Origin of the sequence: Nocardia sp. NPDC051929, assembly GCF_044548645.1 — a bacterium.
In the GTDB taxonomy this organism is placed as follows: domain Bacteria; phylum Actinomycetota; class Actinomycetes; order Mycobacteriales; family Mycobacteriaceae; genus Nocardia; species Nocardia sichangensis.
In genome coordinates, this window is sequence record NZ_JBIUCG010000007.1 from 264,754 (window position 1) to 278,802 (window position 14,049).

A 14,049-nucleotide genomic window follows, 5' to 3' on the forward strand; every position below is an offset into this window, starting at 1 on the left:
TGGACGGCAGTGTCCAAGGGACTTCATCTGACCAGCATTGTACGGTCGTGGTGTGCCGTATATCTCGACAGTGAACGTGAACGGTGTCCGCGCGGCTGCGGGCAAGGGGCTGCTCGCCTGGCTCGCGGCCACCGAGGCGGACATCGTCTGCGTGCAGGAGACTCGCGCCACCGACGACCAGGTCCGGGCCGCGCTGGCGCCCGCGCTGGACGCGGGATGGCAGCTGTCGCACGCCGAACCGGAGTCCAAGGGCCGCGCCGGTGTCGGCATCCTGTCCCGGCGGGCGCCCAGCGCCGTGCGAGTCGGCTTCGGCAGCAGTGAGTTCGCGGCGGCGGGCCGCTATCTCGAGGCCGATTTCGACGATGTCACCGTGGCCAGCGTCTACGTGCACTCCGGTGACGCGGGCACGGTGCGTCAAGACGAGAAGTATCGCTTCATGGCCGAACTCGGCGCCTACCTCGCCGCGCGAACCGGCGATTTCGTGGTCGCCGGGGACTGGAACATCGCCCACACCGAGCGCGACCTGAAGAACTGGAAGGGCAACCTGAAGTCGGCCGGGTTCCTGCCGCAGGAGCGGGCGTGGATCGATGAGCTGCTGGCCGCGGGGTACGTCGACGTGGTGCGGCAGTTGCACCCGGCGGGCGACGGTCCCTACAGCTGGTGGTCCTACCGGGGCCGCGCGTTCGACAACGACAGCGGCTGGCGCATCGACTACCACCTCGCCCGAGGAGAGCTGGCCACCCGAGCCAAGGACGCGGTGGTCGAGCGCGCCGCTACCTATGATCAACGCTGGTCGGACCACGCGCCCGTCACGGTGCAGTACCGATGAACCGGGCGCGCCCGATCAAGCGCGGTGTCGGCCTGCTGGTCGCGGTGGCCCTGGTGGTGCTCGCCGCGGTGCTCGCGCTGTACGACGGTGGCGCTACCACCACATCCACCCCGGCGAGTCGCGCGACCACCGCCGCGATGAGCACGGTCACCCCGACCGGCGCGGCGCCGCGCGGTGCGGACAGCGCGTCGCCGGTCACCCAGGCGTCCGGTGTCCCGGAACGCGCGTACGCCACGCTGAGGGAGATCGACACGGGCCAGTGGCCGGACTCGGCGAACGCACCCGGCACCAAAGGGGGCGAGCGATGGATGAATCGGGGTGGGGACCTGCCCGCGACCGACGGCTCCGGTAAGCCGATCATCTATCAGGAATGGGACGTCAATCCCAAGCAGTCCGGCCGATCCCGCGACGCCGAACGCATCGTCACCGGTAGCGACGGTTCGGCCTGGTACACCGGCGATCACTACAAGACCTTCACGAGGATGCGCTGATGACAAAGACCGTCACGCTGTCGCAGTTCCTTGCCCGCTCCGACGCCGACGACGCGCCGCCCGGCGCCGCACTCACCCCGCCGCGTGTCACGTTCGGCACGCTCGCGGTGGACGCCGCCGACTTCAGCGGGGTGCGGGACAAAGCGCCTTCGGGCTACCTGGTGCGTGAACTGCGCGGCGCGAAGATGACCACCACCGCGCGCCTGTTCGACGAGTTCGCCGCCGCGTTCCAGTTTCCGTACTACTTCGGGGAGAACAAGGACGCGTTCGACGAGTGCCTGCGTGATCTGGACGATTTCCTCGGCGAAGGGGCCGGATACGTTGCCGTGGTGCGCGACTCGGCCGGATTGCTCGCCGACGAGCCCGTCGAGCGTGACTGGTTCGCCGAGGCCATGCGCGATTGCGCGGCTTACTGGTCGCGGCGGGACGTGCTCTTCCGGGTCGTCCTGCAAGGCGAAGCGCCCGATCTGGAGGACGTGTCCCTGCGGCTGTGACCAGGGCTGTTACCGCAGTTTGCCGGCCATGTCCTCGCCGAGCAGGACGAACACGTCGACTGTCTGCTCGATCAATTCGTCGCGCGTGAGATCCAGGTCGCCTTGGAGCCAGGCGGTCAGCGTCTGCACCAGCCCCCCGACCAGGTAGAGGGCCCGGAACTCGACCATCGCGGCCGGGCCGGAATCCGGAATCCGGTAGAAGTCCGTGCCCTCGGTGGCCACCATCCGCGCGAACGTTCGCACCGTCTCGGTGGTGCGGGCGCGCAGTTCCGGCGTCGCCATGCCCGCGATCAGGGCGGCTTTCGCCTTGCGTGGGTCATCGGTGAGCAGGTGCACGCCCGCGGTGATCGCGGCGTGCGCGGTCGCGCGCGTGTCCGCCGCGGCGGTGCGCACGGCCGTGAGGATGGCCGCCGCCAGTTCCGCGGCGATCCCGTCGATCAGGGCGGTGAGCACGGCGTCGCGGCTGTCGAAGTTCTCGTAGTAGTACCGCTCGTTGAGACTCGCCCGCGCGCACAACCCCGACACGGTCAGTTTCGCCAGCCCCTCCGTGCCGATGATCTCCAGCGCGGCCTCCAGCAACGCCGCACGCCGCTGCGCCCGGCGCTCCTCGGCGGAGATGCCCCCGTAAGTCCGCTGTGCCGTCACCCTTCGATTCTTACAGGTCCGCTTAACACCGTGGTTGTCGCCCGATCGACCCGCGCGCAACATTCTGGCATGGAGTATTGCCAGAAAGGTAGGTTCTGGTGGATGCTATTGCCAGATGTGCTCGATGAGGAGGCGGCGATGTCCGAGCCCGGCTATTTCAGTGACCACTCGATGGTCCGGCGGGTGATGAGCAAGCGGGCGGTGGGACTGACCTACGGCTTGCGCGCGCTGGTGATCGGGGCGGTGCACCCGCTGCTCTTTGTCGGCACGGCGGAGAACACCGAGCACCGCATGACCCCCTACACCCGGCTCGCGCTGACCGGCCGCCTGTTCGAGGCGGTGTTCCTCGGTAGCAGAGCCGAGGCCGACCGCGCGCTGGCGTTCACCAGGAAACGGCACGTCAAGGTGCGTGGGACGCTGCCGGAGGACGCCGGTGACCAGCACCCGGCGGGGACGGGATACTCCGCGCTCGACCCGCACCTCATGTTCATGACCATGGCCTTCACGTTCGACTCGGCCGAGGTGATGTACGACCTGCTGGTGCGCACCATGACCGACGGTGAGCGCGAAGGGCTCTACCAGGACTACGTGCGCTGGGGCGAGCTGTTCGGCATGCCCGCGGACGCGGCGCCCGCCAGTTATCCGGAGTTCCGTGCCTTCTTCGACGGCTACCTCGCCTCCGGCGAACTGTTCCTCACCGACGAGGCGCGGCTGGTCGGCTCCTACCTGGCCGGACAGCGCGTCCCCTACTCGCAGGGTGTGCCGTTGCAGCAGGTCACCTCCGCGTTCTACCTGCTGGTGCAGGGCAGCCTGCCGACACGCATCCGCCGGATGTACGGGATGCGCTGGGGTGTGGCGGAGGAGGTCGCCTACCAGGGACTGTCCCGAGCGGTCCGCACCGCGCACGTGTCGGTTCCGCTGGTGCCCCCGGTGCTGCGTGGCACGCTCGCCGGGCCGAGCGCGCCGGTCTACAAGATGCTGTCCAAGCGGGAACACGAACTGGTCAGCGGCGGACGGCCGAGCATGCCCGGGGTGGACCCGCGCAACTGGGTGCAGCGAAATTCGGCTTGAGCCGCATGCGAAAATCGGAGTATGTCGAGTCCTGCGCCCAGCCCGGCCGCCGAACGCAAACAGCGGGTTCTGTCCGGGATCCAGCCGACCAGCTCCTCGTTCCATCTAGGGAACTACCTTGGCGCGCTGCAGTACTGGGTGACCATGCAGGACGACTACGACGCGCTGTATTTCATCCCGAACATGCACGCGATCACGGTGCCGCAGGACCCCAAGGAACTGAAACTCCGCACCAACGCCGCCGCCGCCCAGTTGCTCGCGCTGGGCATCGACCCCAAGAAGTCGACCCTGTTCGTGCAGAGCCAGGTACCCGAGCACGCGGAGCTGACCTGGGTGCTCAGCTGTCTCACCGGTTTCGGCGAGGCCAGCCGGATGACCCAGTTCAAGGACAAGTCGGTGAAACAGGGCGCGGAGAACGCGACCGCAGGCCTGTTCACCTACCCGATACTGATGGCCGCGGACATCCTGCTCTATCGCGCCCATCAGGTGCCCGTCGGCGAGGACCAGCGTCAGCACTTGGAACTGACCCGTAACCTTGCCCAGCGCTTCAACTCTCGGTTCAAGAAGACGTTCGTGGTGCCGGAGGCGCACATCGTCAAGGGCACGGCGAAGATCTACGACCTGCAGGACCCGACCGCGAAGATGAGCAAGTCGGCCTCCACCGACGCGGGTCTGATCAACCTGCTCGACGACCCGAAGGTCACCGCGAAGAAGGTGAAATCCGCGGTCACCGACACCGAACGCGAGATCCGCTACGACCCGGAACTCAAGCCGGGCGTCAGCAACCTGTTGGTGATCCTCAGTTCGCTGACCGGTGCGCCGATCGTCACCTTGGAAAAGGATTTCGAGGGTAAGGGTTACGGCGAGCTGAAAGCCGACGTGGCCGACGCGCTGGTCGAATTTGTCACGCCGTTGCAGGCCAAGGTGCAAGAGTACATGTCGGATCAGGGTGAACTCGACCGCGTACTCGCGGCCGGCGCCGAGCGTGCGCGAGAGATCGCGGGCAACACCCTCGCGCAGGTCTACGACCGGGTGGGCTTGCTGAGTCGCTAGGCGGCCGCTCGCCTGGGCGGTTGTCGCGCGCCCGACCGGGTACCACCGGTGTGAGGTCTCTCGGTCGAAGGGGCGAATGGTGCAGGTGATCGACAATGTCAAAGCCGGGATCCAACGCCGGATCCAGGCGCAGCCGTGGCTGGACCATCTGGTTCGCGCGGCGGGGCGCTATCAGCGGCAGCGGGGCGACTACTACGCGGCGGGCATCACGTATTTCACTGTGCTGTCGTTGTTTCCGCTGCTCATGATCGCTTTCGCGGTCGCGGGCGTGATCTTGTCCAGCAATCCGGATCTGCTCGGGGAGTTGCAGGCCAAGATCGTCGAGAACATTCCCGGCTCGTTCGGCACCCAGCTGAACGATTTGATCGAGCAGGCGGTCGACTCCCGGCGCACGGTCGGCGCGCTGGGCCTGATCACCGGCGTCTACAGCGGCCTCGGCTGGATGGCCAATTTGCGCGCCGCGCTCACCGAGCAATGGGACCAGAAGTCTCCGGACGGCAACTGGCTGATGACCAAGCTCTCCGATCTGGGTGCGCTGGTCGGTCTCGGCCTCGCGTTCACGGTCTCGCTGGGCTTGTCGGCCTTGGCGTCGAGTTCGCTCGGCAGTCAACTGCTGGACAATCTGGGCCTCGGCGATTTGCCGGGCGCGGACCTGCTGTTGTCGCTGTTGTCGATCGCGCTCGGGTTCCTCGCCTCCTGGGCGGTGTTCGCCTGGGTCATCGCGCGGTTGCCCCGGGAACCGGTGACGCTGGCCAGTGCCGCCAAGGCGGCCGGTCTGGCCGCGCTGGTCTTCGAGGTGTTCAAGATCGTCGCCTCGATCTACCTGCAATCGGTGCTCAGCAGCCCGGCGGGCGCCACCTTCGGCTCGATCATCGGTCTGATGGTGTTCAGTTACGTCACCTACCGCATCGTCCTGTTCGCCACGGCCTGGGCCGCCACCGCCGCGGAGAACGAGCCGGAAGCCGAGATTCCCGCCCCCGGACCGGCCGTGATCGCGCCGCGGGTCGGTGCGCGTGACGTCTCGATGGGGGTGGGCGCCGCCTTCTTCGGCGCGGGCGCGCTTGCCGCCCTGACTCTTTCCGGATTACGCAGGTCGGACCGGCGGTGATCGATTCAGCGTCGCCGGGTGGCCCGCCGTGCCCCTAGGACGAGCGCGGCGATCACGAGGACACCGCCGATGATCAGTACGGTGCGCGCGCCGGTGCGGCGATCTCCGGTGTGTGGCATGGCGGACGGGTCGCTGCCCGGCGACGAGGACATCGCCGGGTCGTTTCCCGATGTGGGCGGCGCGGCGAGGGTGGCTCCGCTCTGGTCGCGCTGGGGTACCACCGCGCCGGGCAGATTGCCGATCGAGGCGCCGCGGGGCAGCGCGAATCCGTAGTCGAGCAGGCGGGCCGCCTGCTCCCATGGGCGCACCGGCCGCACGTCGGCCTTGAGGAGAGTGACGGCGAGCCTGCGGCCGCCCCGCTGGGCGGCGGCGACGAAGGTCTGGCGCGCGTCATCGGTGAAGCCGGTCTTGCCGCCGAGGGCGCCGTCGTAGTTGTAGAGCAGCTGGTTGTCGTTGCCGATCGGGTAGCCGGGGCGGTCGGTGTCGCCCGGAACGGCAGGGTCGGCGGGGTAGCCGGGGAAGTCGACCTGCTCGGTATGGATCAGCTCGGCGAAAAGCGGAACCGTCATGGCCTCGCGGAACAGCACGGCGAGGTCGTAGGCCGAGGTGCTCATGCCGGGGCCGTCCAGCCCGGACGGAGTGGCCGTGCGAGTATCCATGGCGCGCAACGACTTCGCCAGGTCGTTCATCTTCGCGACGGTCGCGGCGTCGCCGCCGAGCTGCGCCGCGATGGCATGCGCCGCGTCGTTGCCCGAAGCCATGATCAACGCCTGCATGAGCTGTCGGTTGGTGTAACGGCCGCCGGGGCCGATGCCGACCCGGGTGCCGTCGGCGTCGGCGTCGGCCTGCGTGCCGACGACCACCTTGTCCAGATTCAGCGTGCGCAGCGCCAGTGTGGCCAGCAGCACCTTGATCGTGCTCGCGGGCCGGTAGCGACCGTGCGGGTCCTTCGCGGCCAGCACCTCTCCGGTATCCAGATCCGCCACCAGCCAGGCCGTCGCCGAAATGTCCTGCGGAGCGGGCGGCGCGGCTTTGGGAAGTACGACTCCGCACTCGCCGAGGCGGGTTCCCCCGATCGGCGGGGAAGGGACCGGCAGCGGCGTGGGGGTCGGCTGTCCGGGCGCGGGCACCTCGGAAGTGTCGATCGGTGCGGGCGGCGATGTCTTCTGCGGGCACCCGTCGGTGTTCGGGGTGGTGAACGGCGTGGTGGTGCTGGGCGCTGCGAGGGACGGCGCGGCCGTCGCTCCGATCACGGCGACGGCGAGGACGGCGCCTGAGCAGAGCAAGGCACGGCGAGTGATCTTCATCGCCGATGAGCCTAGCGAGCGATCCGGTGATCGGGCAGTCCATCCCCGCGACGGTATTGACAGTATCTACTAAATGAGAGCTACTATCAAAAAGATGTAGCTACCATTTCTGGAGGCGTCATGAAGAACGACTCGTCCCGTCGCTGGCTCGCCCTCGGCGCGCTGGCCGTGGCGATGCTGACGATCGGGCTCGATGTCACCGTGCTGACCGTGGCGCTGCCCACGCTCGCCGTCGACCTGAACGCGAATACCGCCGCGCTGCAATGGTTCAGCAGCGCCTACACGCTGGCGCTGGCCGCCGTGATGCTGCCCGCGGGCGCGCTCGGCGATCGCTACGGCCGCAAGAAGTTCCTGCTCGCCGCGCTGGTGCTGTTCGGCGTGGCGTCCATCGCGTGCGCCGTGGCCACCTCGCCCGGCGAGCTCGTCGCGGCGCGCGTCGTGCTCGGCATCGCGGCCGCGGCGATGATGCCGCTGTCGATGTCGGTGCTGCCCGCGATGTTCCCCGAACCGGCCGAACTCCAGCGGGCGCTCACCATCTGGATCACCTCCACCGCGATCGGCCTACCGCTGGGCCCGATCGTGGGAGGTTGGTTGCTGCGGAACTTCTGGTGGGGTTCGGTGTTCCTGATCAACGTGCCGATGGTCGTGATCGGTGCGTGCGCCGTCGCCGCGTTGGTGCCCGAATCGCGCAGCGCGCAGCACTTCCGGATCGATCTGCCCGGCGTCGCGCTGTCCGCCGCGGGCATGCTGGGGCTCACCTACGGCTTCATCCGGATCGGCGAGAAAGGCTGGGGCGACGGCCCGGCCTGGGCGATCATCGCGGCCGGTGTGCTGCTGTTCGGCGCGTTCCTGCTCTGGCAGCGCAGGACCACGCATCCGCTGGTCGATCTCGGGCTCTTCGCCGCCGACGGGTTCCGCTGGGGGACCGCCTTCTCGATCGTGGTGAACTTCGCCATGTTCGGCATGTTCTTCACCGTTCCGCAGTACTTCCAAGCGGTGCTCGGCGTGGACGCGCTCGGCAGCGGCCTGCGATTGCTTCCGTTGATCGCCGGGTTGCTGGTCGGCAGCAGGCTGGTCGACAAAGCGCTGCCGAAACTGGGCGTGCGCGTGGTGGTGGCCGCCGGATTCGCGCTGCTGGCCGGCTCGCTGGCACTGGGGGCGTTGACCACCGTGGACAGCGGTTACGGCTTCGCCGCCCTGTGGTTGACGCTGCTCGGCGCCGGTATGGGGCTGGTGATGCCCGCGGCCATGGGCATGGCGATGGGTGATCTGGATGCCGAGCGCTCCGGGTCCGGCTCCGCGCTGTTGCAGGCGCTGCGCCAGGCGGGCGGCACCATCGGCGTCGCGGTGCTCGGCACCGTGCTGTCCACTCGGTACCGGTCGGAACTGGGCGAGCTGAACCGCGAACCGATCTCCGACGGCGTGAACGCGGGCGTCGCCACGGCGGGCAAGCTGGGCGATCCCTCGATGCTGCACCAGGTGCAGATGGCCTTCCTCGGCGGCATGGGCGCGATGCTGTGGGCCTGCGCCGCGCTATGCGTGCTGGCGGCGGTGCTCACGGCGACCTTGGTGCGCACACGGCAACCCGCACGGGCGCCGGAGCCGGGTGCGGCAGAATCGATCCATGTCGGTTGAGCTACCCGCGAGCGGGACGGCGCAGGGTCTGCGCGAGCGGAAGAAGGAACGGACCCGCCGGACGATTCGCCTCGAGGCCTTCCGGCTGTTCCGCGAGCAGGGTTACAACGAGACGACGATCGAACAGATCGCCGCTGCCGCCGATGTCTCGCCCAGCACCTTCTTCCGCTACTTCCCGACCAAGGAACAGCTGGTGCTCGCCGACGACCTCGATCCGGCGATGATCGAGGCGTTGCGGCGTCAGCCGCGCGACATCGGGCCGATGGCGGCATTTCGTAACGCGGTGCTGGAGGTCTTCGGCAATCTGGCCGCCGCCGAGCTGGCGTTCGAGCAGGAGCGGCAGGCGCTGCTCTATCACGTGCCGGAGCTGCGCTCGGCCATCGGCCTGGAGATCATCCGCAGCATCGACCTCATCGCGAGCCTGCTGGCCGATCATCTCGGCCGGGCCGCCGACGATTTCGAGGTGCGAGTGGCAGCGGGCGCGATGGCGGGCGCGGCTCTCGGCATGGCGACGATGACGCCGTTGAACGTCGAGAACATCACCCGCACATTGGATTTCCTGGATGCGGGCATGCCGCTCGCGCCGAAGCGCGAGTCCTGAAAGTTCCCCGGCCGTACTATCACGCGCCTGCCGGACTGGCTTGCCGCAAACGGTCGGGCGTGTCGTCGTCCATGGTCGCGAAGAAGCCGCCGATCACGTCCTCGATCTCGGCGATCGAGTCCGCGCAGTAGAGAGTCGGCTGATAGTGGGTGATGTCGTAGGTCGCGGTACCCATCCGGGCGATGTCGAGCGGGCGTAGTTCGGCGTGCCGGAACTCCTCGATCTCGCCGTAGGACGACAGCAGGCCCGCGCCGTAGCACCGAATCTCGCCGCGCTCCCGGACGACGCCGAATTCCATCGAGAACCAGAAGACGTCGGCAAGGAATTTCAACGCGCGATCGGTGCTCAGGCGCGCCACCGCCGCGCCGACGGTCGCGTAGATCGCGGCGAAGCGCGGGCTGGCGATCTGGGTGGCATGCCCGATGATCTCGTGGATGGCATCCGGCTCCGGGGTGTACAACGGCGCGGAATGATGCCGGATGTACTGCGTGGAGTGGAAGATCCGATCGGCGAAGGAGCCGAAGAACTGTCGCAGCGGCACCAGTCCGGCGGCCGGTGCGTACCGGAATCCGGTCAGCGGGGCGAGCGCCGCGGACACCTCGTCCAATTGCGGGATGTGATCGGTGGGCAACGACAGCGCTTCGGCGGCCGTCAGCACCTCCGCGCTGGCGTAGGTGCGATGTTTGCGCGCGAGTTCGGCCGACACGATCCGCCACACCTGCTGCTCCTCGTCGGTGTAGGCGATGTGGGGTGTCGGCTTTCCCGGTGCATGGTCCAGTGCCAGCGCGGCGATGGCATTGCGCCGGGCCCGATATTCCGGATCGTGCACACCGGGGTGCTCATCGCTCAGGTGCACGGTCACGTCACCGTCGCCGGTGCGGGTCACCGGCGAGTACAACTGCGCCTCGCTGAACATGACTCGATGCAAGCACCGCAGGCACCCGCCGACAACAAAAGCCCGTTCAGCTGAGCAATCTGCCTAGCTGAACGGGCTTTCCCGGGGCCATCCTGACAACCGAAGGCCGGGATCGGACGGCGTGCTGATCAGTGCGCGCCGTGCAACGAATGCACCACCGCGTGGCCTTTACCGCGTCCGATCATCCACTTGTTGACCGGCGTGGTCAGCACGAAGGCCACCGCCAAGGCGAAGGCGAGGGTGGTCCAGAACAGCACCGTGTCCAAGTGGGCGTCCATCGCGCCGGGAACGGCGAGGATCACGGCGTTGTCCACGATCTCCATCACCGTGATGGACACCGTGTCGGCGGCAAGCGCGGTGCCGACGGCGGCCGCCAACGGCAGGCCCGCGCGCAGCACGCCGCGCATGGTCAACGCATAGCCGAACACGAACGCCAGCACGATGGCCAGCACCATCGTCGAGGTGTTGTTCCAGCCCAGCGCGGTGCCGATCACCATGCCGAGGATTTCGCCGATGGCGCAGCCGGTGAGGCAGTGCAGGGTCGCCATCGCCGCCATCCGCCAGGTAGCGGGGCCGTGGTGCGCGCTGTGTTGTCCGGCGGGTGCGGCGTGCGAGACGTGTTCGGCCGACGGGTGGTGCCTGTGTTCCATGACTGGAACTATACCCCCGTAGGGTATTTGCGCAAGGCCGAGTTCTCGATTTGCCGGACATGAACGGGCGTTATGCCGCAAGATGGCGAAAGTATGAAGGAGGGCGCATGAAATCCGTGCGGATCGATCTCGACCAGGACCTGCTCGCCGCGGCCGCCGCCATCATGGGCACGTCGACCAGTGACGCCACCGTCAACGAGGCCTTGCGCCGGATCGTCGTGCACGAGCGCCAGCTGCACAATCTGCAGCGGCTCGCCGCTAAGGCGTTCGTCGGGCTACCGGACGTCGCGGTGATGGACCGCTAGCGGTATCGCGGCCGGTCTCTCGGTTATCTGGGAGAGGCGGGTCGTTGCTCGTCCAGAGCGCGCTGCCAGACCTCGTCGAACTCCCTGGCGTCGATCTGGAGTGCGGTGAACTCGGTCTCGGCGTTCAGTTCGTCCGGCGTGGGAACCGGGATCTGCCCGAGTTCGGTGGTGCCTGTGCCGCGACCGGAATCGGCCCAGTCGCGGTGGCCGTCCCGGAACACCTCGACCTTGCGCACCTCGAAACCGTCGTCGCCGATCTCGCTGAACAGCTCCACCGGCTCGTCGTCGAAATCGTGGTGCCATTGCGCCTTCAGGTACCACATCGCCCATCAACTCCCCAGTTCGTGACCGACTCGGTTGCCGAACCGCATATCAGCCAGCATATGGGTGTCGCGGGTCGGCGTCCCGCTGCTGAGCTGACGGGGTGCGTGAGGTGAGGGTCGCGGTCGAGTTCTGGCCTGAGTGTCGGTGGCCCCTGGCAGAATCCCTGGCACTGTTGGCGTGACCGAGGGGTGGGAGTCATGGCGGTCTCTCTAGTCGACGTGCCGGTGACGCAGCGGCCGCGTGAACGGTTGCTGGCGCTCGGGCCGCACGCGCTGAGCGATGCGGAGTTGCTGGCTCTGCTGCTACGCCAGGGCAGGCGCGGTGCGAGCGCGCTGGACCTGGCGGTGGAGTTGCTGGTCGAGCACGGCGGTCTCGCCGGGCTGGCGTCCGCGCGGCCGGAGGAGTTGTCTCGCCGGGCGGGCATCGGCGTCGCGAAGGCGGCCGCGATCATCGCCGCCTTCCACCTCGGCGCACGAGCACGTGGCAGGCCGGACACGTCGATCCGACTCACCAGCCCCGCCGACGTGGCCGCCGCCGCCCTCCCGCTGTTCGCGGGCGCCAGGGTGGAGCGTCTTCTCGTCCTGATCTGCGACGCCCAGAATCGCCTCCGTCAGAAGGTCTTCGTCGCCGAAGGCACTGTCGACCAGGTCGCCGTCCCCGTCCGGGAAATCCTGAACACCGTCCTTCGCCACGACGGCCGAGCCTTCGCCATTGTGCACAACCACCCTTCCGGCGACCTCACCCCCAGCCCCGACGACCGCCACACCACAACCCTCCTCACCGAAGCCGCCCACACCGTAGGCCTCCGCTTCCTCGACCACGTGGTCATCGCGGGGGAGAGGTGGACGAGCGCACCGAAGTTCGCTTGACCTTCTCACTGTGTCAAGGCTTTCACTGGCTGTCGGAGGTGGTCCCCATCAATTCGACACACAGCAATACACAGCACACCCGGCTGCTCGACGCATTGGCGGCGAGGAACTCGTCGACGCGGCTGCAGGCGGCGCTGGCGGTAGGCACGCATCCCGAACCCGGTTTCATCGAGGCGCTGGTAGAGCGGTCCGCGATCGAGCCGGACTTCTTCGTGCGCGACATGCTCACGTGGGCCCTGACTCGGCTCCCGGCGGAGCTCACGGTGCCGAGACTGCTCACGGAGGTGCGTTCCGAGCGTGCGCAGGCCCGGAGCCAAGCGTTGCACACGTTGTCCAAGATCGGCGATCCGAGCGCGTGGCCGGCGATCACGAGCTCGTTGCTCCAGGATGCCGACGTTGAAGTCGCGCGAAGTGCCTGGCGTGCTGCCGTCGTTCTCGTGCCCCACGAAGCGACGGAATGGCTGGGCGCGGAGCTGGCCAGGCAATTCGGCCGGGGAGACCGGGAGGTACGGTTGAGCTTGAGCCGCGCTCTGGTCGCGCTCGGGGAGGTGGTCGAGCCGGTCCTCCGGACCGCGATGGCTGATCCCGATCCAACGGTGCGGGCGCATGCGCGCGCCACGGAGCGGCTCCTGCGCGATCCGGACGCCGGATTCGACCTCGCCGTCGACGAGGCACGGCGGGTCGTCGCGCTCGGCCCGGATCGGGAGGAGACGACTGCGTGCTGATCGGTGAGGTGGCGCGCCGCTCGGGAGTGAGCGCCCGCATGCTCAGGCACTACGACTCACTCGGGCTGGTCCGACCGACCGGCCGCACCGTGGGCGGTTACCGGGAATACTCGCCGGAAGACATCCGGCGGATCTTCCATGTCGAGGGCCTGCGCTCCCTGGGGCTGTCACTGAGCCAGATCGGGCGCGCTCTCGATGATGCCGCATTCACCCCGTCCGCGCTGGTCGGAGACCTCATTCGGAAAACCGGAGAACGACTGGACCGGGAGCGAGAACTCCTGGAGCGGCTTCGTACGGTCGATTCCACCGAGCCCTCCCGCTGGCAAGACGTCCTGCGCATCATCGAACTGCTGCACGGACTCGGTTCGCAGAGCCCCGCCCGGCGGCAGCAGGCCGTCTTGGCGCCGGCCGAGGACGTAGCGGTGCCTGCCGAACTGCTGGCCGAGGCGTTGCTCACCGAATCCGATCCGTATGTGGCCGGGGCTTTGCGGTGGGCGCTGGCACGGGCCGGCGGTGACGGGGTGGCGAGCGTGGCGTCCGGCCTGGGCTCCGAGGACGTCGACGTCCGGCGGCGCGCGGTCCTCGCGCTCGCTGAGCTGCCGGGCGACGAGGCGACCGCGGCGCTCACGGACGCCCTCGAGGACCCGGACACGACGGTCCGCAGACACGCTGCTCTCGCCCTGGGTGGGCGCGGCGTGACCCGGGCCGTGCCCGCGCTTGTCGACACGGTGGTCGAAGGCCCGAACGACGTCGAGGCGGCCGAACTCTTGGGAACGCTGGCGCAGGACGCGGAGTGGGCGGCTCGGATCATCAGTGCGCTGGTGGAACAGCTCACCGCATATGCGGCGGACTCGGCGGTGCGAATCCGACTGACCCAGGCGCTCGCTGAAATGCCGGGGACCATCGCGCTGGATACCCTGCGGCAACTGTCCTGCGATGAGGATCGCGCTGTGGCGGCCATAGCCTCGGCCCTCGTGGAAACGCTCGTAGCACGACCGGGCGGGGAGCCGGGGCAACCCTGACAGC

The 14,049-nt window shown here is 68.3% G+C and carries 17 protein-coding genes; 12 read left to right on the forward strand and 5 right to left on the reverse strand.

From position 1 onward, the window contains the following. Window positions 1-52 precede the first annotated feature (52 nt). The 3 genes from ACIHAX_RS11700 to ACIHAX_RS11710 are packed head-to-tail and all read left to right on the forward strand — an operon-like array spanning window position 53 to window position 1,814. On the forward strand, window positions 53-829 hold the full coding sequence (locus ACIHAX_RS11700; protein ID WP_364437792.1) for an exodeoxyribonuclease III: 777 nt from the start codon (window positions 53-55) through the stop codon (window positions 827-829). Next, window positions 826-1,320 carry a ribonuclease domain-containing protein gene (locus tag ACIHAX_RS11705; RefSeq protein WP_397277184.1) on the forward strand — a complete coding sequence of 165 codons (495 nt, stop codon included), beginning with the start codon at window positions 826-828 and terminating at the stop codon, window positions 1,318-1,320. The genes ACIHAX_RS11700 and ACIHAX_RS11705 overlap by 4 nt, the downstream gene beginning before the upstream one ends. Next, window positions 1,320-1,814, forward strand: a complete 495-nt coding sequence (locus tag ACIHAX_RS11710; RefSeq protein WP_355079045.1) for a barstar family protein — start codon at window positions 1,320-1,322, stop codon at window positions 1,812-1,814. The genes ACIHAX_RS11705 and ACIHAX_RS11710 overlap by 1 nt, the downstream gene beginning before the upstream one ends. Before the next feature lie 9 nt (window positions 1,815-1,823). Here ACIHAX_RS11710 and ACIHAX_RS11715 read toward each other — a convergent pair whose 3' ends face one another. After that, the gene (locus tag ACIHAX_RS11715; protein WP_397277186.1) at window positions 1,824-2,459 is read right to left on the reverse strand and encodes a TetR/AcrR family transcriptional regulator; all 636 of its coding nucleotides are present in this window, start codon (window positions 2,457-2,459) and stop codon (window positions 1,824-1,826) included. 102 nt (window positions 2,460-2,561) lie between these two features. On the opposite strand from ACIHAX_RS11715, the gene ACIHAX_RS11720 reads away from it, so the two are divergent. From ACIHAX_RS11720 to yhjD, 3 genes are all read left to right on the forward strand, one after another. Further along, the gene (locus ACIHAX_RS11720) at window positions 2,562-3,530 is read left to right on the forward strand and encodes an oxygenase MpaB family protein (RefSeq protein ID WP_397277188.1); all 969 of its coding nucleotides are present in this window, start codon (window positions 2,562-2,564) and stop codon (window positions 3,528-3,530) included. A gap of 21 nt (window positions 3,531-3,551) precedes the next feature. Further along, a complete protein-coding gene (gene trpS, locus ACIHAX_RS11725; protein ID WP_355079051.1) occupies window positions 3,552-4,583 on the forward strand; it encodes a tryptophan--tRNA ligase in 1,032 nt (343 codons plus the stop codon). Between the two features lie 79 nt (window positions 4,584-4,662). Further along, window positions 4,663-5,691: an inner membrane protein YhjD gene (gene yhjD / locus ACIHAX_RS11730; RefSeq protein ID WP_355079118.1), complete on the forward strand. Its 1,029-nt coding sequence runs from the start codon at window positions 4,663-4,665 to the stop codon at window positions 5,689-5,691. A 5-nt stretch (window positions 5,692-5,696) separates the two neighbouring features. Here yhjD and ACIHAX_RS11735 read toward each other — a convergent pair whose 3' ends face one another. After that, on the reverse strand, window positions 5,697-6,998 hold the full coding sequence (locus ACIHAX_RS11735) for a D-alanyl-D-alanine carboxypeptidase family protein (RefSeq protein WP_397277190.1): 1,302 nt from the start codon (window positions 6,996-6,998) through the stop codon (window positions 5,697-5,699). Window positions 6,999-7,118: 120 nt separating this feature from the next. Between ACIHAX_RS11735 and ACIHAX_RS11740 the strand changes: the two genes are divergently transcribed. After that, the gene (locus ACIHAX_RS11740; protein ID WP_397277192.1) at window positions 7,119-8,633 is read left to right on the forward strand and encodes an MFS transporter; all 1,515 of its coding nucleotides are present in this window, start codon (window positions 7,119-7,121) and stop codon (window positions 8,631-8,633) included. Beyond that, complete coding sequence (locus tag ACIHAX_RS11745; protein ID WP_355079057.1) at window positions 8,623-9,234, forward strand: TetR family transcriptional regulator; 612 nt, start codon at window positions 8,623-8,625, stop codon at window positions 9,232-9,234. Before ACIHAX_RS11740 ends, ACIHAX_RS11745 begins: the two co-directional genes overlap by 11 nt. Before the next feature lie 19 nt (window positions 9,235-9,253). Here ACIHAX_RS11745 and ACIHAX_RS11750 read toward each other — a convergent pair whose 3' ends face one another. Together ACIHAX_RS11750 and ACIHAX_RS11755 are read right to left on the reverse strand one after the other, a co-directional pair. Beyond that, window positions 9,254-10,150 carry a phenylalanine 4-monooxygenase gene (locus ACIHAX_RS11750; RefSeq protein WP_355079059.1) on the reverse strand — a complete coding sequence of 299 codons (897 nt, stop codon included), beginning with the start codon at window positions 10,148-10,150 and terminating at the stop codon, window positions 9,254-9,256. Between the two features lie 128 nt (window positions 10,151-10,278). Next, window positions 10,279-10,800: a DUF4396 domain-containing protein gene (locus ACIHAX_RS11755; protein WP_355079061.1), complete on the reverse strand. Its 522-nt coding sequence runs from the start codon at window positions 10,798-10,800 to the stop codon at window positions 10,279-10,281. A gap of 107 nt (window positions 10,801-10,907) precedes the next feature. On the opposite strand from ACIHAX_RS11755, the gene ACIHAX_RS11760 reads away from it, so the two are divergent. Beyond that, window positions 10,908-11,105, forward strand: a complete 198-nt coding sequence (locus ACIHAX_RS11760) for a type II toxin-antitoxin system VapB family antitoxin (RefSeq protein WP_364437770.1) — start codon at window positions 10,908-10,910, stop codon at window positions 11,103-11,105. Between the two features lie 23 nt (window positions 11,106-11,128). Here the strand turns inward: ACIHAX_RS11760 and ACIHAX_RS11765 are convergent, their stop codons facing one another. Then, window positions 11,129-11,428: a DUF6881 domain-containing protein gene (locus ACIHAX_RS11765; RefSeq protein ID WP_364437767.1), complete on the reverse strand. Its 300-nt coding sequence runs from the start codon at window positions 11,426-11,428 to the stop codon at window positions 11,129-11,131. A gap of 198 nt (window positions 11,429-11,626) precedes the next feature. Between ACIHAX_RS11765 and radC the strand changes: the two genes are divergently transcribed. From radC to ACIHAX_RS11780, 3 genes are read left to right on the forward strand one after another with little or no spacing between them, the layout of a single operon-like run. Next, the gene (gene radC / locus ACIHAX_RS11770) at window positions 11,627-12,298 is read left to right on the forward strand and encodes a DNA repair protein RadC (RefSeq protein WP_397277196.1); all 672 of its coding nucleotides are present in this window, start codon (window positions 11,627-11,629) and stop codon (window positions 12,296-12,298) included. A 38-nt stretch (window positions 12,299-12,336) separates the two neighbouring features. Beyond that, window positions 12,337-13,023, forward strand: a complete 687-nt coding sequence (locus ACIHAX_RS11775; protein ID WP_397277214.1) for a HEAT repeat domain-containing protein — start codon at window positions 12,337-12,339, stop codon at window positions 13,021-13,023. Beyond that, window positions 13,017-14,045: a HEAT repeat domain-containing protein gene (locus ACIHAX_RS11780; RefSeq protein ID WP_397277198.1), complete on the forward strand. Its 1,029-nt coding sequence runs from the start codon at window positions 13,017-13,019 to the stop codon at window positions 14,043-14,045. Before ACIHAX_RS11775 ends, ACIHAX_RS11780 begins: the two co-directional genes overlap by 7 nt. Window positions 14,046-14,049: the final 4 nt, after the last annotated feature.

What these genes read in the sequence shown, in the direction of transcription:
- ACIHAX_RS11705 (WP_397277184.1), top strand. Translation starts at nt 826, where the DNA reads ATGAACCGGGCGCGCCCGATCAAGCGCGGTGTCGGCCTGCTGGTCGCG.
- ACIHAX_RS11710 (WP_355079045.1), top strand. Translation starts at nt 1,320, where the DNA reads ATGACAAAGACCGTCACGCTGTCGCAGTTCCTTGCCCGCTCCGACGCC.
- ACIHAX_RS11720 (WP_397277188.1), top strand. Translation starts at nt 2,562, where the DNA reads ATGCTATTGCCAGATGTGCTCGATGAGGAGGCGGCGATGTCCGAGCCC.
- trpS (WP_355079051.1), top strand. Translation starts at nt 3,552, where the DNA reads ATGTCGAGTCCTGCGCCCAGCCCGGCCGCCGAACGCAAACAGCGGGTT.
- ACIHAX_RS11735 (WP_397277190.1), bottom strand. Translation starts at nt 6,998, where the DNA reads ATGAAGATCACTCGCCGTGCCTTGCTCTGCTCAGGCGCCGTCCTCGCC.
- ACIHAX_RS11740 (WP_397277192.1), top strand. Translation starts at nt 7,119, where the DNA reads ATGAAGAACGACTCGTCCCGTCGCTGGCTCGCCCTCGGCGCGCTGGCC.
- ACIHAX_RS11745 (WP_355079057.1), top strand. Translation starts at nt 8,623, where the DNA reads ATGTCGGTTGAGCTACCCGCGAGCGGGACGGCGCAGGGTCTGCGCGAG.
- ACIHAX_RS11750 (WP_355079059.1), bottom strand. Translation starts at nt 10,150, where the DNA reads ATGTTCAGCGAGGCGCAGTTGTACTCGCCGGTGACCCGCACCGGCGAC.
- ACIHAX_RS11755 (WP_355079061.1), bottom strand. Translation starts at nt 10,800, where the DNA reads ATGGAACACAGGCACCACCCGTCGGCCGAACACGTCTCGCACGCCGCA.
- ACIHAX_RS11760 (WP_364437770.1), top strand. Translation starts at nt 10,908, where the DNA reads ATGAAATCCGTGCGGATCGATCTCGACCAGGACCTGCTCGCCGCGGCC.
- ACIHAX_RS11765 (WP_364437767.1), bottom strand. Translation starts at nt 11,428, where the DNA reads ATGTGGTACCTGAAGGCGCAATGGCACCACGATTTCGACGACGAGCCG.
- radC (WP_397277196.1), top strand. Translation starts at nt 11,627, where the DNA reads ATGGCGGTCTCTCTAGTCGACGTGCCGGTGACGCAGCGGCCGCGTGAA.